The sequence below is a fragment of the Streptosporangium sp. NPDC001559 genome, from assembly GCF_042893955.1.
Lineage (GTDB): Bacteria > Actinomycetota > Actinomycetes > Streptosporangiales > Streptosporangiaceae > Streptosporangium.
On record NZ_JBIAVG010000011.1, the window covers coordinates 172,875 to 192,535 of the forward strand.

Annotated in this window: 20 protein-coding genes; 11 read left to right on the forward strand and 9 right to left on the reverse strand. The window is 70.3% G+C overall.

Annotated elements, in window-relative coordinates:
• Window positions 1–802 precede the first annotated feature (802 nt).
• Both ACFYY8_RS24655 and ACFYY8_RS24660 read left to right on the forward strand, forming a co-directional pair.
• A complete protein-coding gene (locus ACFYY8_RS24655) occupies window positions 803–1,438 on the forward strand; it encodes a PadR family transcriptional regulator (RefSeq protein ID WP_390044662.1) in 636 nt (211 codons plus the stop codon).
• A complete protein-coding gene (locus ACFYY8_RS24660) occupies window positions 1,435–2,946 on the forward strand; it encodes an FAD-dependent monooxygenase (RefSeq protein WP_390044664.1) in 1,512 nt (503 codons plus the stop codon). The genes ACFYY8_RS24655 and ACFYY8_RS24660 overlap by 4 nt, the downstream gene beginning before the upstream one ends.
• A 237-nt stretch (window positions 2,947–3,183) precedes the next feature.
• Here ACFYY8_RS24660 and ACFYY8_RS24665 read toward each other — a convergent pair whose 3' ends face one another.
• On the reverse strand, window positions 3,184–3,999 hold the full coding sequence (locus tag ACFYY8_RS24665) for an NmrA/HSCARG family protein (RefSeq protein WP_390044666.1): 816 nt from the start codon (window positions 3,997–3,999) through the stop codon (window positions 3,184–3,186).
• Window positions 3,996–4,361 carry an SgcJ/EcaC family oxidoreductase gene (locus ACFYY8_RS24670; RefSeq protein WP_390044668.1) on the reverse strand — a complete coding sequence of 122 codons (366 nt, stop codon included), beginning with the start codon at window positions 4,359–4,361 and terminating at the stop codon, window positions 3,996–3,998. The genes ACFYY8_RS24665 and ACFYY8_RS24670 overlap by 4 nt, the downstream gene beginning before the upstream one ends.
• A gap of 88 nt (window positions 4,362–4,449) precedes the next feature.
• Here ACFYY8_RS24670 and ACFYY8_RS24675 point away from each other — a divergent pair, with 88 nt between their 5' ends.
• The 3 genes from ACFYY8_RS24675 (at window position 4,450) to ACFYY8_RS24685 (ending at window position 7,252) form a co-directional block, all read left to right on the forward strand.
• Window positions 4,450–5,091 carry a TetR/AcrR family transcriptional regulator gene (locus tag ACFYY8_RS24675; RefSeq protein WP_390044670.1) on the forward strand — a complete coding sequence of 214 codons (642 nt, stop codon included), beginning with the start codon at window positions 4,450–4,452 and terminating at the stop codon, window positions 5,089–5,091.
• Window positions 5,092–5,282: 191 nt separating this feature from the next.
• Window positions 5,283–6,524 (forward strand): 2-isopropylmalate synthase, encoded by a 1,242-nt coding sequence (locus ACFYY8_RS24680; RefSeq protein ID WP_390044672.1) that lies wholly within the window; start codon window positions 5,283–5,285, stop codon window positions 6,522–6,524.
• Window positions 6,524–7,252: a hypothetical protein gene (locus ACFYY8_RS24685; protein ID WP_390044674.1), complete on the forward strand. Its 729-nt coding sequence runs from the start codon at window positions 6,524–6,526 to the stop codon at window positions 7,250–7,252. The genes ACFYY8_RS24680 and ACFYY8_RS24685 overlap by 1 nt, the downstream gene beginning before the upstream one ends.
• 222 nt (window positions 7,253–7,474) lie before the next feature.
• Here ACFYY8_RS24685 and ACFYY8_RS24690 read toward each other — a convergent pair whose 3' ends face one another.
• Entirely contained in the window at window positions 7,475–8,641 is a 1,167-nt protein-coding gene (locus ACFYY8_RS24690; RefSeq protein WP_390044676.1) for a cytochrome P450, read from the reverse strand.
• Window positions 8,642–9,286: 645 nt separating this feature from the next.
• On the opposite strand from ACFYY8_RS24690, the gene ACFYY8_RS24695 reads away from it, so the two are divergent.
• On the forward strand, window positions 9,287–9,586 hold the full coding sequence (locus tag ACFYY8_RS24695; RefSeq protein WP_390044679.1) for a hypothetical protein: 300 nt from the start codon (window positions 9,287–9,289) through the stop codon (window positions 9,584–9,586).
• Window positions 9,587–9,925: 339 nt separating this feature from the next.
• Entirely contained in the window at window positions 9,926–10,237 is a 312-nt protein-coding gene (locus ACFYY8_RS24700) for a hypothetical protein (protein ID WP_390044682.1), read from the forward strand.
• A 314-nt stretch (window positions 10,238–10,551) separates the two neighbouring features.
• Here the strand turns inward: ACFYY8_RS24700 and ACFYY8_RS24705 are convergent, their stop codons facing one another.
• Together ACFYY8_RS24705 and ACFYY8_RS24710 are read right to left on the reverse strand one after the other, a co-directional pair.
• Window positions 10,552–10,791, reverse strand: coding sequence for a hypothetical protein (locus ACFYY8_RS24705; RefSeq protein WP_390044684.1), 240 nt, complete (start codon window positions 10,789–10,791; stop codon window positions 10,552–10,554).
• 111 nt (window positions 10,792–10,902) lie between these two features.
• Complete coding sequence (locus tag ACFYY8_RS24710; RefSeq protein WP_390044686.1) at window positions 10,903–13,734, reverse strand: ATP-binding protein; 2,832 nt, start codon at window positions 13,732–13,734, stop codon at window positions 10,903–10,905.
• Between the two features lie 155 nt (window positions 13,735–13,889).
• On the opposite strand from ACFYY8_RS24710, the gene ACFYY8_RS24715 reads away from it, so the two are divergent.
• The 3 genes from ACFYY8_RS24715 to ACFYY8_RS24725 all read left to right on the forward strand — a co-directional run bounded on the left by ACFYY8_RS24715 (window position 13,890) and on the right by ACFYY8_RS24725 (window position 15,484).
• The gene (locus ACFYY8_RS24715) at window positions 13,890–14,243 is read left to right on the forward strand and encodes a VOC family protein (RefSeq protein WP_390044688.1); all 354 of its coding nucleotides are present in this window, start codon (window positions 13,890–13,892) and stop codon (window positions 14,241–14,243) included.
• Window positions 14,244–14,290: 47 nt separating this feature from the next.
• Window positions 14,291–14,890: a DoxX family protein gene (locus ACFYY8_RS24720; RefSeq protein ID WP_390044690.1), complete on the forward strand. Its 600-nt coding sequence runs from the start codon at window positions 14,291–14,293 to the stop codon at window positions 14,888–14,890.
• Window positions 14,891–15,037: 147 nt separating this feature from the next.
• Window positions 15,038–15,484, forward strand: a complete 447-nt coding sequence (locus ACFYY8_RS24725; RefSeq protein ID WP_390044692.1) for an iron chaperone — start codon at window positions 15,038–15,040, stop codon at window positions 15,482–15,484.
• A gap of 511 nt (window positions 15,485–15,995) precedes the next feature.
• Here the strand turns inward: ACFYY8_RS24725 and ACFYY8_RS24730 are convergent.
• Window positions 15,996–16,385 (reverse strand): STAS domain-containing protein, encoded by a 390-nt coding sequence (locus ACFYY8_RS24730; RefSeq protein WP_390044694.1) that lies wholly within the window; start codon window positions 16,383–16,385, stop codon window positions 15,996–15,998.
• Between the two features lie 201 nt (window positions 16,386–16,586).
• Between ACFYY8_RS24730 and ACFYY8_RS24735 the strand changes: the two genes are divergently transcribed.
• Complete coding sequence (locus tag ACFYY8_RS24735; protein WP_390044696.1) at window positions 16,587–16,940, forward strand: helix-turn-helix transcriptional regulator; 354 nt, start codon at window positions 16,587–16,589, stop codon at window positions 16,938–16,940.
• Window positions 16,941–16,969: 29 nt separating this feature from the next.
• On the opposite strand, the gene ACFYY8_RS24740 is transcribed toward ACFYY8_RS24735, so the two are convergent.
• The 3 genes from ACFYY8_RS24740 to ACFYY8_RS24750 all read right to left on the reverse strand — a co-directional run bounded on the left by ACFYY8_RS24740 (window position 16,970) and on the right by ACFYY8_RS24750 (window position 19,629).
• Window positions 16,970–17,341: an STAS domain-containing protein gene (locus tag ACFYY8_RS24740; RefSeq protein ID WP_390044698.1), complete on the reverse strand. Its 372-nt coding sequence runs from the start codon at window positions 17,339–17,341 to the stop codon at window positions 16,970–16,972.
• Between the two features lie 402 nt (window positions 17,342–17,743).
• The gene (locus tag ACFYY8_RS24745) at window positions 17,744–18,445 is read right to left on the reverse strand and encodes a response regulator transcription factor (protein WP_390044700.1); all 702 of its coding nucleotides are present in this window, start codon (window positions 18,443–18,445) and stop codon (window positions 17,744–17,746) included.
• Window positions 18,442–19,629 (reverse strand): sensor histidine kinase, encoded by a 1,188-nt coding sequence (locus ACFYY8_RS24750; protein ID WP_390044702.1) that lies wholly within the window; start codon window positions 19,627–19,629, stop codon window positions 18,442–18,444. The genes ACFYY8_RS24745 and ACFYY8_RS24750 overlap by 4 nt, the downstream gene beginning before the upstream one ends.
• Between the last annotated feature and the right edge of the window lie 32 nt (window positions 19,630–19,661).

The following is a 19,661-nucleotide window of genomic DNA, read 5'->3' on the forward strand; positions in this document are numbered from 1 at the left end:
TCTGGGGTCGATAAGGTCAGGCGTAGACCTCGGCCTTGTCGTTCGGGTCGGCCTCGGACAGGACCCGCACCAGGTCCCCATCACATTGATCTCCTCTCGTGTCATACGGCGGCTGCCACCTCAGCTGCCACTCGCTGTGCCTGTGTCTCGGGTATCCGCTGAGCGACCAGGACGGGACCGGCGGCCTCCGGAGCCACACGATGCCGGGCTAGTTTCCGATCGCCCTCGGCGACGCGTCGCCGGGTCACCTCGGCCGCCCGCTCCGCGCCCCGGCTCGCGGCGAGGACGCTCTCACCCGGCATGATGATCGTGAACAGGCCATGGCGCTCGGCGATGCGGTGCGGCCCGTCGCGCCCTCTCCGCCCACCACGGCACGGCGAGCTCCAGCGCGACCAGCACCAAGAAGGCGGGCATCTGGAGGGCGGATGGCAACGCGTCCGCGAACGTCAGCCGCAGTGGTGCGCCGCGACGGCGGCATGCGCTCCACGTACCGCGCATCGGGGTGATCCCGCTCCGCCGGGTCGTGGAGCGGACCTTCGCCCGGCTGGGCGGCTACCGGTGGCTGTCACGCGACTACGAGTGTCTGATCACAGCCACCCGCATGCTGCTCCTGTCCCGCCTCGGAGCACAGCGATCATGGCATCCCCCTGAGAGCCGATCAGGCATCCAGGCCGCCATTTCCGATCTTGCTCCCGGAAAGGGTCGTTTGCGGGAGATCCGTGTTAGCCGTCGACTGCGCGCGAATCAACACAGTAGCCGATACCGTATAGTCGGTTCCTACTACTAGAGGTCGGTGATGAAGATGGCGAAGCGGAAGATCTCCAACACACTGGCGCTGGCCGTGCTGGGCCTGCTCCAGGAACAGCCGATGCACCCGTACGAGATGGCGGTCACCCTGCGGGAACGGCACAAGGACAGCAGCTTCAAGGTCAACTCCGGGTCCCTGTACGACACGGTCGAGGCGTTGGTTCGGCATGACTGGATCGAGCCGGTGGAGACGGCGCGCGACGGCAGGCGGCCGGAGCGAACCGTGTACGCGACGACCGAGCTGGGCCAAGGCGAATTCGTGCGCTGGGTCGACGAGCTTCTGCGCATGCCCGTCGCGGAATACCCGAAGTTCATGGCCGCGGTGTCCTACCTCGGCGCTCTCGGTCCGGACAGGGCGGCGGAGGCACTGGTCGAACGGGCGGGGCATCTGGCCCAGCGGATCGAGGAGACGAACACGGTGCTGGCCGACACGGTCGGCTCCGGCAGGGTCCCCCGCCTGTTCATGATCGAAACCGAGTGCGCACTGCACGCCTGGGAGGCCGAATTGGCCTGGACGCGGCGGACCATCGCCGAGATCCGCGACGGCAGCCTGTTCTGGCCCAAGGTCGAGCAAACCGAACAGGGATGGACCTGGTCCGCCCCCACGTCCCCGGAGGGAACCACCCGATGACCGAGGTGCTGATCGTCGGAGCCGGCCCGGCCGGACTGTTGCTCGCGAGCGAGCTCCGGCTCGCCGGCGTCGACACGGTCGTCGTCGAACGCCACGCGCAGCGGCCGGACTTCTGCCGGGGCTTCAACCTCAACGCCCGTGCCCTGGACCTGCTGGCGCGGCGCGGCCTCGCCGAGAGGCTCGTCAGCGAGGGCTGGCAAGTGCCGCACGCCGCGTTCTCCGGCCTGCCGGTGACTCTCACCCTCCCCGGCACGCACACCGACCACCCGTACTCGCTGGGCATCCCGCAGACCCGGGTCGAGGAGATACTCGAGGCGCACGCCCTCGACCTGGGAGCCGACATCCGGCGCGGGCACGAACTGCGCGTGCTGGAACAGGATTCCGAGTCCGTCACCGCCACCGTCACCACCGGCGACCGCGAGTACCGCGTCCGGGCCGCGTACCTGGTCGGCTGCGACGGCGGCCGCAGCACCGTCCGCAAACAGGCCGGCATCGACTTCCCCGGTACCGCGGCGACCCGCTTCTTCCTGCTCGGCGACGTCGAGCTCGCCGACCCCGAGGCGTTGCCGTTCGGCGCGACCACCGGCCCTGACGGGTCCGTGTTCGTCATCCCCCGCCCCGGCTACGTCAGGATCATCACCTCCGATCGGCAACCACCTGCGGACAAAGACACCCCGGTCACCCTGGACCTGCTCCAAACCGCCGTGGACGACGCGCTCGGCCGCCATGTCGGGCTACGCGCCGCACGCTGGCTGACCCGGTTCGGCAACGCCGCCCGGCAGGCGGCCGAATACGTCCGAGGCAGGGTCATCCTGGCCGGAGACGCCGCGCACATCCACCCGCCGGCCGGGGCGATCGGCGTCAACGTCGCCCTGGACGACGCGTTCAACCTCGGCTGGAAACTCGCCGCCACCGTGCGCGGCACCGCCCCGACGCACCTGCTCGCCGGCTACCACGCCGAACGCCACACCGCCGGTGCGCACGTGCTGGCCAACACGCGAGCCCAGGTACTGCTCGCCGACGCCGACGACCGGCTCGCTCCGATCACCGACCTCCTCACCCGCGTCGCCCGCCATCCTGCGGGCAACCGCGCTCTCACCGAGACCATCACCGGGCTGGACACCCGCTACGAGATGCGCCCCGACTCCGGCCATCCCTGGCTGGGCCGCCTGGCGCCCGACCTCACCCTGACCACAGGCGACGGCCGTACGCGCCTGGCCGGGTTGCTCACCTCGGGACGCGGCGCGCTGCTCGACCTGACCGGAGGGAGCACCATCCGCGATTCGGCCGCAGGATGGGCGGACCGAGTGGACATCGTCACCGCGACCTGCCCCGACCATCCCGAACTCGCGGGCATCCTCCTGCGGCCGGACGGGCACACCGCCTGGCTGCGCACCGCCGGTCACGACCACGCCGACGGACTCCACCAGGCGCTGCAACACTGGCACGGCCCGGCCGCGTCATCCCACGCCGCGTCCGCCGCCGCGTCCGGGGAAACGTCCCACTAGCCGGCCGCGTGCGGCCGGCGGGTCGGAACAGGGTGAGACCGGAGCGCGCTGCGCCTGGTCGACCTCGCCGGCCCCGTCGAAGCCATCGCCAACGGCGACTGGCGACCCGCCACCCGCGTCGGAGCGGCCGGTCACGGTAAGACCACCCATCGGGCCACTGACGTGACTGGCCGTCCGGCCGCGAGCACACGGCCTGACCTCTCCCGGTCTCCTAGACGTGGCTTCAGGAGTCCTGGGTCACGTCTGGCGGACCTGCCCGCTGAGCCAATCCTGGAAGGTGAGCAATCCGGGAAAGTCCTTGCGGAGTTTGGCGAGGTCGGCCTGGTAGCCGCTCTCGGCGAACCATTCGAACAGCCTTTCCTCGATCGGCAGAGGGACGAGGCGCGTTGGCACTCCGGTGACCTTCTCGTAGATTCCGGCCACCTCGGTGAAGGTCAGCTCGTCACCGGCGATCTCGAGTTCCACGCCCAGGTAGTCGTCCCGGTGGTCGATGACGTGCGCGGCGATCCGGCCGATGTCGTCGGTGGCGATCAGCTGCGTCGGCCGGTCGGGGAGTATCGGGAGTTCCATCAGCCGTTCCCCTTCGGCAGCGGCGTAGTGCAGCAGGTTGTCCATGAAGAACACCGGCCGCAGGATGGTCGCGGGCAGCCCCAGGGCGCGGATGTACGCCTCGATCGCCGCCTTGCTCTCGAAGTGCTCGATCCCGGTGTGCCGCTCGGCACCGCCGACCGAGCTGTAGACCAGGTGCCCGACCCCGGCGTCCCGTGCGACGTCAGCGACGCGCATGCCCTGCCGTACCTCGGCCTTGAGGGTTTCCGGCTCATACGCCAATGCCTGCATGCTGAACACGGCGTCCACGCCTCGCATGGCCCGCTCCAGGGACGCGGGATCCTCCAGGTCACCGACCACAAGCTTGGCAGCGGTCAGCCGACCGGCGGCCGGGCTCTTCGGATCGCGGACCAGGGCACGGACCTGCCAGCCGCGGCTCGACAGGTGACGCGCGGTGGCGCCGCCCTGCCGGCCGGTGGCGCCGATGACCAGGGCCACGCTCATGACGTCACCACCGGGGTGGTCTGGGCCAACGCGATTCGCCAGGTACCGTCGTCTTTGACCAGCACGAACGTCAGCGCTCCCGTGCGGCCGTCGTTGACGTGCTTGACCAGGCTGGCCAGCGCGACGTCCGGTCGCAGGAACGTGATGTCGAGAAGCTCGTTCTTGGTCAGCACGCCTTTGAGCGGGGTGCGCAGCGCCTTGGCCATGACCTCCCTGACCTGGTCACGGCCGCGCAGCCGGATCCCGGTGAAATTGACCAGGGCCACCTCATCGGTCAGCAGCCCGGTGAAACCGGCCACGTCGCTCTGCAGATCTTCGGCATCGCGGACGACCTGCTCGATCGCCTCGATATCGGGGTTCATGTCGCATCTCCTCAATTCGCGGAGCGATTCGCTCCGCTTTGAGACTATGCCGGAGCGAATCGCTCCGCAACTGCTAGAGTGCATGGCGATGACCACACGCAAAGACATCGCGGAACGCAACGACCGCAGGTTGCTCCAGGCCGCCCGTGACGTGCTCGCCGAAGACGGCGCGCACGCGTCCGTCGCCGCCATCGCGACCCGGGCAGGCGTCGGCATCGGCAGCCTCTACCGCCGTTACAAGACCAAGGAAGAGCTGTTCCAGCGGCTCAGCCTGCTCTCCCTCGACCACTGGAACGAAGCGGCCGAGCAGTGCCTCGCCGACCCCGACCCGTGGGCAGGACTGACGGCTTTCATCCACGGCCGCGTCGCGTTCGGGCAGGGCTCGCTGGCGCCCGTCGCCGGCACCATCGAGGTGACCCAGGAGATGAGCGCCAAATCCCGCCGCGGCGACGAACTACTCGACGAGCTGGTACGGCGAGCGCACCAGGCCGACGTACTCCGCAGGGACGTGACCGCGGTCGACATCTCGCTGCTTATCGAGCAGTTCGGCCGTTCCCCTGTGGTCGATCAGCTTCGCAAGCAGGGCAGGGACGATCTGCTGGCCGCCGCCACCGAGGCTCGCCGCCGACTGATCGCGATAGCGCTCGACGGGTTACGGCCGGGGCATGGCCCGTTGCCCGGTTCTCCGCCGGGCGAGGAGCTCTTCACCGGCCGCTGGTCAAGCGAGTAGATGAACCCGATGCCCGGCCTGGCGGGCACCGACTTCGTCAGCGGCATCGGCGCCGCCTGCCTGGGGTTGAGGACATCCGTTTCAGATCATGCGTTAGGCGGTCGAATGTCCGGCGGACACCACGGAGAACCCCCTACAGTGCGGGGTTGTCCGCCCTTCGTCGATGGAGGGCGCTCAAGCCGGAGTGTGCAGTGGGTGAAGACGTGGTCCGTGAGTCCGCCCTGGCGGGGCGGGTGGTGCTGTGGGAGGAGTCGGCTCGCGACGGCGCCCAGGCCAAGACCCTGATGAGCGCGGACTTCCGGGTCCGGCTGGCCCGGCGGCAGGGGCGGATGTTCGGCGCCGACGGGCCGCGCCACGTGGTGTTCGCGGCCGGGTTTCCCGCGGTGTGCGCTGAGGAGTTCGAAGCGGTCCGGCAGGTCGCGGTGGAGGCCGAGGGAGCCGTCAGCGTGGCCGCGGTGTGCCGGGGAACCACCGCCGATGTCCGCCAGGCCGTGAGGTCGGTGGCGGGTACGGCGCACGCGCGGGTGATGGTCGTCGTGCCGGCCTCCGAGTCGATGGCCCAGGTGATGACGCACCGTGGCGCACGCCGGGCATTGGAAGCGGGCGTGAGCCTGGTGAACGACGCCCGGGAGCTGGATGAGCGGGTGGCGGTGGACGTCTGCCTGGCCGACGCCTCACGCGCCGACACCTCACTGATGGCCGCGTACGCGACGGCGATGACCGAGGCCGGCGCGGGCACCGTCGTCCTGGCCGACACCGTCGGCGACCACCTGCCCGCTGAGACCGGGGCGATGTTCACGCGGATGCGCGCCCACGTCGGCCAGGAGGTGGTCTTGGCCTGCCATCTGCACAACGACCTGGGCCTGGGCCTGGCCAACACCCTGCAGGCGCTGCGCGCGGGGGTGCGGGTCGTCTCCAGTTCCTGGCTGGGGATCGCCGAGCGCAGCGGCATGGTCGCCACCGAACAGCTGCTGTTCCTGCTCGCCTACCGGGCCGACCGCACCACGGCGCTGCTGGGTGAGGGCGCCGATCCGTGGTGGACGGCCCCTGACCTGAGCGCGCTGACGGGCATCGCGCAGATGGTCGCGCAGGAAACGGGCGTGCCGCTGAGCGTGACCACGCCGATCGTCGGAACCGGGGTGGGCACGATCTCCACCGGCACGCCGTTCGTCCACCCTCAGCTCTTCCAGCCGTTCGACCCCCAGCGGCTGCTGGGCGTCACTCCTCGCGTGGTGCTCACCCAGCTGGCCAGCGCCCGGGTGGTCAAGGCGGTGGCCGCCCGTCTCGGCCACGTTCTGGACGACCGGCAGGCGCAGGCCGCGATGCGGTGGGTGAAAAGACACGTCTACCGCACCGGCCAGGCCGTCGTCGAGGAGGGGACGTTCGCCGGATACCTCGACGGCCTGACCGCCGCGGTGACGCAGGGGCAGTGATGAACACCGATCCGAGCACCGGGGACGTGGGCACCGTGGACGCCCAGGGCGCGCGCCACGCCCTGGAACGGGGGCAGGCGGTGGTTGTGCCGAACCCCGCGCCGCTGACCTACGTCGTGGCCGCGTCTTCTCCGCAGGCCGTCAACGCGGCCAAGGGGCGTCCCCTGGAGCAGGCCGTCGCGCTGTGGGCCCACAACCCGGCCATCTTCGCCGCCCTCGGCGACACCCTGGACCTCGATGCGGGGCTGACGGCGCTGGCCGGTCGGCTGCTCATCGACGAGCGGGTGACCCTGCTGGTGCCGCTGCGCCCCGGCGCGCCCTGCCCCGGCTGGCTGTCACCGGCCAGCCGGGACGGCTGGGCCCTGCTGTTCGGTGCCCGCTGGTCTCCCTTGCTGCCCGTCCTGGCGGGCCACCCGGTCCTCTACGTCAGCAGCGCCAACCGCACCGGCCGTCCACCCGCCGCGACGGCGGCCGACGCCGCCGTGATGTTCCCCGCGAGCGTGCCCGTCCTGGGGGCCGCCTTCCTCACCCCTGCCGGCCGCGACCCGGCCGAGCCGCCCCGCATGGCGACCACCACCCTGCGCCTGCACCCCGACGGGCGCCTCGACCTGCACCGCCACGGAGCCCAGGACCACCCCTACCCGAACGCCCGCCGATACCTGGACCACCTCCGTGCCCTCCACGCCACCGGCCAAGGGCCCGCGTCACCGGCCGCGAAACAGCTTTGAGCGACGAAAGCCACGGCATGCGCGATTGCATCGACCCAGGTCGGCATGCTGCGTCAACGGGACAGAATCCTGACCCTGTCCGTTCTCCCAGGGCGGCCCGTCGCCGCCGTGTTCCGGTGGCATCCCTGGCGTCGTAACGCGTTCCCGCCACCGCCGCCGGCACGGCCCGTGGAGGCGCGGCCGTCCCTGCCACCGCCGGGACGGCGTCGGGTGGCGTTCCGTTCACCAGGTCACGGGCAGGCGTGACAGGCCGTGCACGATGTGGAAGGAGCGGAACTCGGTGTCGGTCGAGCAGGGGCGCAGGGCGGGAAAGCGCTGCAGCAGAGCCGGGAAGGCGATGCGCATCTCCAGACGGCCCAGCGCGGCGCCCAGGCAGTGATGCACCCCGTATCCCAGGGCCAGGTGCCCGCTGGGGGGCCGGGTGATGTCGAGGACGTCGGGGACGGTGACCAGGCCGGGGTCACGGTTGGCCACGGCCAGCGCGCACAGCACCACCTCGCCTGGTCCGATTCGCTGTCCGGCGATCTCGACCTCGGTGGTGGTCACCTTCGCCGCGCAGCAGTGGATGACCCCGAGCCAGCGCAGCAGTTCCTCCACCGCGGCGTCGACGCGGCCGGGCTCCCGGCGCAGCAGGTGTAGCTGGCCGGGATGGCGCAGCAGGGCGAGCATGCTGGACATCGTCTCGTGCCCGGCCACCAGGATCATGGTCGCGATCTTGGCGAGTCGTTCCGGAGTCAGTTCGTCGCGGTGGTCACGGACCAGGGCTGCGAGCAGCCCCGGGCCGGGGGCGGCCATGATCCGGTGAGCCAGGGTGTGGAAGTAGGCGGCTGACTCCTGCGCCGCCGTACGGTGTTCCTCGGCGCTCAGGGCCGGATCGACCATGCGGATCATGGCGTGCTGGAAGCCGTCACGTTCCGCATAGGGCACACCGAGCAGTTCACAGATCACCAGGAGCGGGATCGGCAGTGCGAAACAGGTCAGAAGGTCGGCCGGTGGCCCGGCGTGCTCCATGGCGTCCAGGTGACGGGCGACGATCTGCGTGATGCGGGGTTCGAGTCGTTGGACGCGGCGTGCGGTGAAGTGCGGTGCGAGCAGACGCCGTAACCGGGTGTGCTTGGGCGGGTCCAGGGCGATCAGGTTGCCGAGTCGCCAGGCGTCGCCTTCGCTGCCGGAGGCGGCAGGGCCGTGGAAGGCGCCCACCCGCTCGTTGCTGAACCGCTGGGGATCGCCCAGCACGGCGCGGACGTCCTGGGCCCTGGTCACCAGCCAGGCGTCGCCGTGGGGCGTGCTGATCCGCCCTACTCCCTGACTGTCACGCAAGGCCACCAGCCAGGGGTCGGGATGGAATCCGTCCCGTCGCATGTGCGGCGACGTCGGTGTCGTGGTCATCGAACCTCTCGTGCTGAACGGTCGTGGTGAGAGCGCATGACGGTTGGAGCGATGATGACGAGCTTGACGCGTATGGGCCTCTCCTTACCCGGGAACGGTGATCACGATGAGATGCCGGTGCGCGGCACGAACAGGACGCCCTGCAGGGCAAGGCGGCCATCCAGCCGTTTGGTGGGCTCGCCGCTGATGTTCGGGAAACAGCGGTTCGATGGCCGCCCACAGCTCGTCGCCAACCTCCCACGGCTTCAGCCGCGCCAACCCGCTGTCGTTGAAGCGGAAGGCCGAAGCACAACAACTGATCACCGAAACCCACCACCTTCGCCGGGACTGCGCCAGGCCTGGTGAGACAGGACACCTGATAACAGCGGGGGCGTCCTGCTGTCCGCTCACCGGCCGGGCGGGGGTGGGCGGACAGCACATCCACGCTGGATTTTCCGACGACTGGTTCTGGCTGTCGGGAAGCTCGCCTCCCGTCGGCCAGAACCACCGTTCCACGTTTCCCTGGTGAAGCCGGTCTTACGACGCCCCGTTTCGACCGTGAGACACCTCTTGACGCCGATTTCCGGACAAGTATCTTTCGTTTAGGAAACTTTCCTAAACGAAGTTCGTGCGATCGGCTTTCGCGAATAACCGGAGGAAGTGCACGTGAAATCCAGGAAACGAGCAGCAGCCCTCTCCACCGCCACCTTTCTCTCCGTCGGCCTGCTGCTGACCACCGCCGCACCGGCTCACGCCATCCCCGACACCTGCACTATGGACCTGCGGGGCGGCTACGGCGCCAGCACCTGCACCACCGGCACCGGAGAACAGCGCCTCAGCATCGCCTACATCGACCGCATGAACCAGCGACAGCTGGTGGTGGGCAACTGGGCGCCGGTAGGCGGCACATCCTCCGTCTCCTTCAATGGGTCCATCCATCTCTGGTGGGTGGACAAGCGCGGCTAAGAACTGCCGGCGCAATGAGTTGAGACGGCGCGCGTCCGTCACCTCCTGGACGCGGGCGTCGGCCTCCCAGTAAGCGAGCAGATTGTCAGGGAAGTCGTGTTCGAAAACGGCGGATCTCCCGAGGTAGTGCGGCGGTGATCCTACGCATCGGCCTTGCACACGACGAAAGCGCCCCGCCGCCCCCAAACAGGAGGGCGAGCGGGGCGTCCTGTTGTTCAGGCCAGGCGAAACGCCTCTCGGACGGCACGCCATGCAGCCGAAATATGGAAAACCGAGAGCTCCCCACCCTGGCTGATCGGTGCTCATCTGAAGGTGTCCATACCCGACCGAGGAGCCACCATGAAGATCTGCCGATTACCTGCCGCGCTACTCGCGACGGCGCTGGGCGCCGCCGTTCTGGCCGGTGCCGCATCTGCGTCCGCGTCCGTCAACCACCAGACCGCCTCGGTCAGGAGCGCCGAGAGCGCCGCTTTCGCTCCGCTGCCGCCGGACTGGTACTGGTCCAAGCGCTACGAGACCATGGACGCCTGCCGGGCCGGCTGGCAGGATGCCGCCGAGCACGGGGATTTCACCGGACTCCGCGGCTGCCGCTACTACGCCGGTGACCAGTACCGCCAGGCGGGCTACTACTTCCTCATATACATCCCCTGACGGGTGCGCCCCGGCTACCAGTGCGGGGCACGCCTCCCTGCCGACCCTCGGCCGCCCAAGAGGCTCGGTCCTCCCGCGGAAACAGAGCAAGCGGCCACAGGAATCAGTCCAGCGCCGCCGGCGCGCGGGGAGCGCGCGCTGAACGCCTCGGCGTCGGGCAGCCCGGCCCGGACGGCGGCACGGCGTACCGGCAGGTTCAGCCCGTGCCCGCTCATCCGTGTCACCGCCTCGCCCGCCGCGCCGGTGGTGCCGGTGAGGTGGCCGTGCCGGTCGACGCCGAGATGTTCAGCGCGACAGCTCCGAGCGGCGGCCCGTCAGCGCGAACCCGAGCGCCAGGACGGCCCGGTCACGCAGGCCCCCAGGGTGCCGGGAGCGGTGGCGTCCGGCGTCTTCCGCAGCACGTCGAGGCCGGCCGGGGACGCCCTGCGGGTGCGCTGCCCGGCGTCGGCGCGCCGGCGACGGTAGGCGCGCAGCGCCAGCCGGGCCGGGCGGGCGTCGACGGCCAGTCCGGCGAGCTTGTGCCGGGACTGGATGCACGCCAGCGCCCGTTCCACGGTCGACGGCGCGGGCGGCGTCCCTTTGCGGGTGAACGAGGTGCAGGCCCATCCGCGTGTAGCGGTCGTTCCGATCGACGACCTCAGCCATCTCGGCCGATGGCGACAGGCTCATCCGCCAGGCACGGCCATGGGTGTGAGTCCGAGGTCGGAGAGCAGGGCCGCGCCACGGGTGGCGTGCTCACCGCCCGTGAGTATCAGGCTTCGTGCCGACTGGTAGCGGCAACCGGCGGCCTCGAACGCGTCCGCTGTGGCGAGCACGCGTTTCCGGTCCTTGTCGAGCAGGGCCTCGGCTCGTTCCACGATGGCGGTGGCGACCGGATTGCCGCTCACGACGGTCCGGGCGTCGGCGAGGCGTTCCGCGGCGTTGGGGCTACCGGCGAGCACCGTGGCCTCGGCGCGCAGCGCCACGTACCAGTGAAGCCAGGTCCAGGTGATCCATCGCCAGACCTCTTCGGGATCGGGCGCCATCCGCTCCAGTGCCCGTGCCGCCTGGCCGTGGTGGAGCAGGAGGATCGCGTCGAAGACCGCGCCGTAGCCGTGGGCGTGCTCAGGCAGGGTTTCGGACTGGTTCAGGACCTCCTGCCATTCGCGCTGGGCCTCGTCGTCGTGGCGCAGGCCGTGGACCGTCCTGACCCCTGCCGCCGCCGCGCCGAGGACCGGGATGTCCCGGCTGCCGCTCCGCCGCCACGTGTCCAGGAACCGGACGCCACCGGTGAGCACCTCGTCGACGTTGCCCGCCAGCGCGTCGGCCACCAACAGCAGGCTCGTCGCGCGATGCCCAACCTCGGCCAGCAGCGGGTGATCGGCCAGCTGCCGGGCCCAGCGGCGGGCACCGGGCAGATCACCGATGCCGAGGGCCGCTTCTGCGGCCTCGGCGAGGGCGTCGATCAGCTCGTGGGTGGCGGCCGGGGTGACCGGCGCGGCGGCCAGGAGCCCGGCCCGACGCCGGATCGTCTCGGCCGCGCCGAACGCGTCCCCGGCCCAGCTTCGGACGGCGGCGAACGTGTCGAGCGCGGCGGATTCAGCGAGCGGATCACCGGTCCGCCGGGCGAGCTCCACTGCCCGCTCGGCCCGCCTGATCGTCTCCGGCAGCGCGTCGCCACGCCCACCCCCAGAACCGCTCTGGGCTGTCTCGAAGGCATCCAGGAGAGCCATCCCGGCCTCGGCCAAGGCCACCGCCGCCTGAGCGGACGGGGACTCCCCGGCCAGGCCACGGGCCTCGGTGATCAGACCGATGGCCTCCTCGCGGGGTGGGACACGGACGAACTTGCTGGAAAAGCGGAACGCCGTCGTCGCGACGGTCGCCAGATCGACGGCGGCACCTGCCGTGTCACCCGCACGGCGGGCGGCGTCCGCGGCTTCGCGGTGCAGGCGGTACATGTCGTCGCCGCGCATCCGGCAACCGGCGACGGCGGCGGCGTTTCGCAGCATCGACGCGGCGTCGGCCGGATCCTCGGCGAGCGCGGCGGCCTGTTCGAAGCGGGCCTGGGACTCGCCGACCAGGTGGCGGGTGAAGGTCAGGTCCGCCAGCGAACGGGCGAGACGGTAGGCATCCGCCCGGTGCTCCGGCAGATCGGCCGCCCACTTCAGCGCGGCGCGCAGGTCGTCGGCGACCGCGTCGAAGCGGGCCCGCCAGTCCGGACCCGCCACCGCGAGGTCCGCGGCCCTGGCCAGGCACCAGCACAGGTGCCGGGATCGGGTCTCGGCCAGCTCACCGGCCTCGACGAGTTGCTCGGTCCCGTACTGCCGGATGGTCTCCAGAGCCCGGTAGCCGGTGCCGCCGGGCACGGGCGTCACCACCAGCAGGCTCTGTTCGGCGAGCCGGGCCAGCCCGTCGGCGACGACGCCTCCGTCCATGCCCCCATCCACCCCGGCCACCTCCGCCGCCGCCGCCGAGGTGAACGGCGCCACGAACAACGACACCTGGCGCAGCAGCGCGCGGTCGGACGGTTCCAACAGGGTGTGACTCCAGTCCAGCGCGGCCCGTACCGAGCGGTGCCGGTCTTCGGCGCGGGAGCCGCCGGTCAGCATTCGGAGCGGGTGAGACAGGGCGGCGGTGAGACCGTCCAGTCCGAGGGTGGGGTACCGGGCGGCGGCCAGCTCGATCGCCAGCGCCATCCCGTCCAGCCGGTCGCAGATCACGGCTACCTGGGCGCGCAGCGACGGGTCCAGCGGCCGGCCGACCGCCGCCGCCCGTTCCGTGAACAGCGCGACCGCGTCCGACTCGCCGTCACCCCCCAGCGACAGCGGCGGCACCTGGTAGATCCGTTCGAACGGCACCATCAGCCGGGCCCGGCTGGTCGCCAGCACCGCCAGCCGGGGGCATGCCGCCAGCAGCCGTTCCAGGAACAGCGCCACCCCGTCCCGTACCTGCTCGCAGTTGTCCAGCACCAGCAGCGCGTGCTGGTCGGCCAACGCGGCGATCACCGACTCGGTCAGATCGCGACCGGGCTCCTCGCCGAGGCCGAGCGCGCCGGCGACCGCGGCCGCGACCATGCCCGGACCGGTGACCGGCACCAGGTCGACGAACCACACCCCATCGGCGTACGTTTCGGCCGCGTCCGCGGCCACCATCAGTGCGAGCCGGGTCTTACCCACCCCACCGGGGCCGAGTGCGGTCACCTGCCGGCCGGTCACGATCATCCCGGTCAGCTCGGCCCGTTCGCTCGCCCGGCCGACGAACGAGGTCAACGGCGCCGGTAGGACCGACGCGGGGTGCGTCGTCCCGGTCGTCCCGTCGGCCGCGATCGGCCTGGCCGCCTGACCGGCGAGCGCCCTCCGGTCCGGCACCTCCAGCTTGCGCAGCAGCGAAGAGACGTGGCTCTCCACAGTCCGCACCGAGATGAACAGCCGAGCCCCGATCTCGGCATTGCTGAGATGCTCGCCGATCAGCTCCAGGACCTCGGCTTCCCGAGGTGATACGTCCGCTGTGACCACCATCGTCCCATTCTGCCGTAAGCCCCCACGTACCCCCTCCGGGCACGCACGGACTCCGTTCCGTGCCCGCGTTCCGTGGCCGCCACGGATGTGGCCCGACCTGCCGAGAGGCGAAGCTGATGGCGCACGAGCGACAGACCGCGACCTGAGGAGTGACGATGAGCGACACCGCCCTGAGCATCAAGACCGTGCTGCACCCCGTGTCCGACCTGGCCAAGGCCAAGCAGGTCTACGCGGCCCTGCTCGGTGGCCCGCCGCAGACCGACAGCCCGTACTACGTCGGCTTCGACATCGGCGGCCAGCACATCGGACTGGTACCGGACGGCGGGCCGCAGGGCATGACCTCGCCGGTGGCCTACTGGCACGTTCCGGACGTCGAAGCCAAGCTCGCCGAGCTCACCGCCGCCGGCGCCGTGGTGAAGGAGGCCGCGCACGACGTCGGCGGCGGCCGGGTGATCGCCACCGTCACCGACCCCGACGGCAACGTCCTGGGCCTGCTCCAGGACCGCTGAACCCCCACACGCCCCGACCTCGGCCGGCCCCCCGGAAAGGAACACCCATGACCGCGAACGCCAGCCCAGCGGCACGTCCAAGAAGCACAGCGATGACCACCGCAAAGACCTTCGACGGCCCCTCCGGCAAGGCCAGGACCGCTCGGCTGACGCTGAACGGCGTGTTGTGGTCGCTTCAAGCGCTGTGGGGTTTCTTCTTCGCAGGCAGCGGCTTCGGCAAGGTCCTTTTGTATGACGATGCCCTCTACGCGGCCGCGCCTCGGGCCGTGGCCTGGTACGCGGCCGTGCCGCAGCCACTGATCGTCCTCATCGGAGTCGTTGAGGTGCTCGGCGGCCTCGGCCTCATCCTGCCTGCGATGACGGGCGTCAAGCCGAGGCTCACGCCGCTCGCCGCGGCCGGCCTGGCCCTGACGATGATCCTCGCGACGGGGTTCCATCTCGTCCGCGGCGAGTACGGCCTCATACCCGCGAACCTCGTCCTGGGCGGCGTCGCGGCGTTCGTCACGGTCGGACGATGGACCCTCAGGCCCACCCCTGCGGCGACTCTGACCACTCCCCGCCTCCTCAAGTCGCTTGCGGTCCTCGCCGTGATAGCCCTTCTGACGTTCGCCCCGACGTGGTACACGATGACCCACGCTCGATTTTGATCGGCACGACGGCCGCCGTGGTCCAGGCTGCGGCCGTCTGCCCCGCCGACACCACCGCAGCAGCAACGTCCCAGGTCAATCTGGGAATCACGGAAACCACCAGCACATCGGACGCGACGCGCCGAGCGCCTTGAAGGAGATCGACAGATGAGCGACGAGAAGAACAGCGGCTACGAGGGATTCACGGCCGAGGAGAGGGCCGCGATGAAGGAGCACGCCCAGGAGGAGAAGAAGGCGGCGCGCCGCACCTCGCGCGCCGACAAAGAGGCACTGGCCCTCCAGGACGTGCTCGACAAGATCGCCGATATGCCGGATTCCGACCGGGTCATCGCCGAGCGCGTCCACGCCATCGTCACCGAAAACGCCCCGGACCTCGCGCCGAAGACCTGGTACGGGATGCCTGCCTACGCCCGGGACGGCAAGGTCGTCTGCTTCTTCCAGAGCGCCGACAAGTTCAAGGCCCGCTACGCCACCCTTGGCTTCAACGACTCGGCCAACCTGGACGACGGCCCCATGTGGCCGACCGGCTTCGCCCTGACCGAGGTGACACCCGAGGTGGAGGAGCGGATCGCCGCCCTGGTGAGACAGGCGTGAAGCCGGGTCCCGGACCTCAGAGTTCTTCCGAACGCCCCACGTGACCGACAGAACCGGCTGACCGGCTAGAACGCTTGACAAGTCCAGGTGACGATGGAGCTCCGGGCAGGGGACCTGGATGTGGCCATCACGGCCGCGTCTCAGATGCCGAGACCCCCGCAGAGCCAGGCCGGCAGAACAGGTGACGTTCGGCCAGACGTCGTGAAGATCTCAGAAGAGGTCACGGGACACGCTTCCGGCCCGCGCGGACCCCTACCGCGGTCACGAAGCCAGGCCGGGTCAATCGACTCGGGGCCGGGCTGTCGGACGCCATGATCCAGCGACGGCCAATGCCGGTCCGGCTGTTCCATGACTTTCTCCTTGAGGAGAGTCCGCGCGAGTCCGACCTGGCCGGGCGGGACCGTTACACGCCGGGCCACCGGTGCGGCCTGATCCCGAGGGCGGATCAAGTAGGCCGGAAAAGGGCGACGGCCTGCGCGTGTGGCCCGCCCGAGCCGAAGAGATGCCCCGTTCAAGCGGGAGGTACGATCCTGGCCTGCGGACGCGCCTGGGCCGTGGCCTTCGGGACCATCGCCGAGACGGTGGCGACGGCGTGCTGGAGGCCGGTGTGCACATGCAGGAAGGACAGGACGCCGGTGATCGTCAGCAGGCGTAGCGGAATCGGCTGGAGTTCGGCCAGGTGCAGACTGCTGCCCTCCCGCTCTGCGGCCATGTGGGCGGCCAGCAGTACCGTCAGGCCGCCGCTGTCCAGGAAGCCAACCCCGCTCAGATCCACGATCACCGGCTTGCCCCGCCGGCGGGCCTGGACCAGGGCCGTCTCCAACTGGGCCGAGGTCGTCGCGTCCACCTCGCCGACGACGCACAGCAATGTGGCGTCGAGCAGGTATGTGCTCGTGGTCATCAGACCAGGACGGCATCGGGGATGAGAGGCGGGCATGGCGTGCTCCAACATCGATCCAGCGTCCAGACAACGCGGGAGAACTACCTGACTCCCACCATAATGCCGAAGTATATTTCCGGAAAGACCATTCGGTGTCCGCTGGTGGAAGATCCCCTCGCGGGGAGACGGACACATCCGAGAACAGAAAGCGCAATGGTTGCCATGGACAGGCCTGCCGATCGCTCCTCCTGGACCTTCCTCACCCACCACGCACGCGTGCTGCTGGAGATCGCACGCCACCCGGAAAGCCGGCTGCGTGACATCGCCCAGAGCATCGGGATCACCGAACGCGCGGTCCAGGGAATCGTCGCCGACCTGCACCAGGCCGGATACCTCACCATCGAGCGCGTCGGCCGGCGCAACCGCTACCACCTCAACCTCGAACGCGGTTTCCGTCACCCCACCGAGGCCCACGCCCCGGTCCGCGCACTGGTCGAGCTGTTCGCCGCCTTCGACGCCCCGGCTCCGCCGGAGCGAGCCGACTCCCGCGGGGCCCCCGCGCCGATCTCTTCCTGAGACCGGCGCCGAGCACCCAGAGCCGTCTGTCACGCCGAGACGAGCAACTCGGCGACAGCCTGACCGATGCTGTCGCGCAGCTCGAAGCGCGGCAGCAGGCCGGTCTGGTCCAGCAGGTGCCGCAGGCCATGAGGAAGGCCCACCAGCAGCAACCGGCCGGTGGCGGTGTCCGCGACACGCTGACGTGTCCAGGCCAGAAGACCTGCCGCGGTGGAGTCGTAGAAGGTCAGCCGGGACAGCTCCAGCACCAGGCGCGGGCCCGAGCTCTGCTCCCAGGCCGCCTTGATGTGGCCCGCGAGCGTGGGAGCGGTGATGAAGTCCAGGTGGCCGCCGACCTGCAGCACACTGCAGTGCCCGTGATGGGTCACCTGAACCTGCAGGTCCTGCCTGGAGGAGCTCACCTTGTTCTCCCTTTCGCCGCCCCGACCGGTGAGCTGTGTGCGGTACCCCGTCCTCGGACGAGGATGCCTGCCGTCTGCCTGGGGCGTCGTTCAAAGGTCGTGTCACCCGGTACACGCGATCGTGTCGCCCCTGATGACAGTCCCGCAGCGTGACCGGGCCCATCCTCCAGAATGGGGGTTCTGCCCGGTCAGCCCCTACTTTGCCCCTGGCCGCAGCTTCGGAAGCCCGAGCTTGTGGCGGCCGACCTCGCGGGTGACGTGCCGGACAGGACGGCGATGTCGCACTCGGCGGCGACCAGGGCCTGCGAGCGGGCGACGTCGTACAACGGCCACCTCTGGTAATGGCCGGTGATCTCGGTGTGGCCCGGCTCGACCAGGCCAAGTCGTCGTCGATGGTGACCCTCACGCCGGCCGGGGATCAGGTGACGGATCTCCACGGAGACCGTGGGTCGTGATCCGGTACCCCACTCCGGGCATGGTGGTGATGACCGGGGGTTCGCCGAGTTTTCGGCGAAGGCGGCCGATGGTGACCGTGACGGTGTTGGTCAGGGGGTTGGCGTGTTCGTCCCACACCTGTTCGAGCAGGTCCTCGGCGCTGAGGAACGCGGGAGCGGCGCCGAGGAGGGCTTCGAGCAGGGCGAACTCCTTGACCGACAGATTCAGGTGGCGGCCGTCGCGGGTGACGGTGCGGCGCAGCGGGTCGAGCTCGATGTCGGCCGCGCGCAGCGTGCGGGGCCGGGCGGTGGGCCGGCGGCGGGCCAGGGAGCGGATGCGCAGCACCAGTTCGAGGAAGTGGAAGGGCTTGGCCAGGTAGTCGTCGGCTCCCAGGCTTAGGCCGGTGACTCGGTCGACGGGTGAGCCGGCGGCGGTCAGCATCAGGACCATGACGCGGTCGTCGCGTTCGGTGATCATCTGGCAGAGGGTGTCACCGTGGATGCCTGGCAGGTCGCGGTCGAGGACGACCACGTCGTAGGCGTTGAGGTCCAGCTTGGCGGCGGCCTCCAGGCCGTCGTGGGCCACGTCCACGGCCATGCCCTGATCGCTCAGACCTTCGACGAGGACGGCGGCGAGGGAGCGGGCGTCCTCCACCACGAGCACCCTCATGCCGCGACCTCCGCAGGCACGGCCGCCAGGGGCAGCGAGATGGCGACGCGAAGGCCGCCTCCTGACCGGGCCCGCAGGTCGAGGGTGCCGCCGTGTGCGACGGCGATGGCCGCGACGATCGAAAGGCCGAGCCCGGAGCCGTTGCCGGGGTGGGTGCGGTCGGCGCCGAGCCGCTGGAACGGCCGCGCCAGTCGGTCGACCTGCTCCTGGTCGAGAACGCGTCCGCCGGTCTCGACGACGAGCTGGGCTGTTGTGCCGTTGGCGGTGGTGTCCAGGCGGATCCAGCCGCCTTCGTGGTTGTGGGCGATGGCGTTGTCGATGACGTTGTCGATCATTCGGGTGAGGAGCGTCCTGTTTCCCCGCGTCCACACGCTGTCGTCCACGGCGCCCACGGAGTGGACGGTGAGCTGGTTGGTGGCGATGTCGGCGGCCCGGGCGGCCACGGCGACGGTCGCCAGACGGCGGAGCGAGAGCGCCGTGCGGTCGGCCAGGGCGCCGTGCTGGGCGCGGGCGAGCGTGAGGAAATCCTCAAGTAGCCGGTCGACCTGGTCGAGCTCGGTGAGGAGCCGATCGGCCAGCGCGGCGGTCTGCGGAGGTACGGGCTCCGGCTTGGCCAGGACCACGTCCAGGGACGCGCGCATGGTGGCCAGCGGAGTGCGGAGTTCGTGAGAGGCGTTGGCGACGAACCGGCGTTGCGCGGCGAACGAGCTCTCCAGCCGTTCCAGCAGCTCGTCGATGGTGTCGGCGAGATCCTTGACTTCGTCGGCCGGTCCCTGCGCGGCCAGCCGCTCGTGCAGGTTGTCAGCGGAGATCCGGCGGGTGGCCGCGGTGATCATCCGCAGCGGGCGCAGCACCCGGCCCGCGATGACCCGGCCCAGGACGACCGACACCACGGCCATGACCGCGAGTGCCAGCGCCGAGCCGATCAGGAGCCGGCGTGACTGAGCCGAGTGGATGCCGGAAAGCTGATCCTGGAGCCAGGCGATGCGGTCGGTGGCGGCGGCGAGCGTGGTGGGCTCGACCGGCGGGGTCCCGGCAGGTGCGGATCGGCTGACCCGCGTCCCTCCGAGGCCCACGAGATTGGTGATGGCCAGCAGCCCGACGGCGGACAGCAGGAACATGGCACCGTACAGGACGGTGAAGCGCAGCCGTACGGTACGCGCCGGTCGTAGCCACTTTCGCATGGGGTCCAGGATGCCGTGCCGGGCCTAACAGC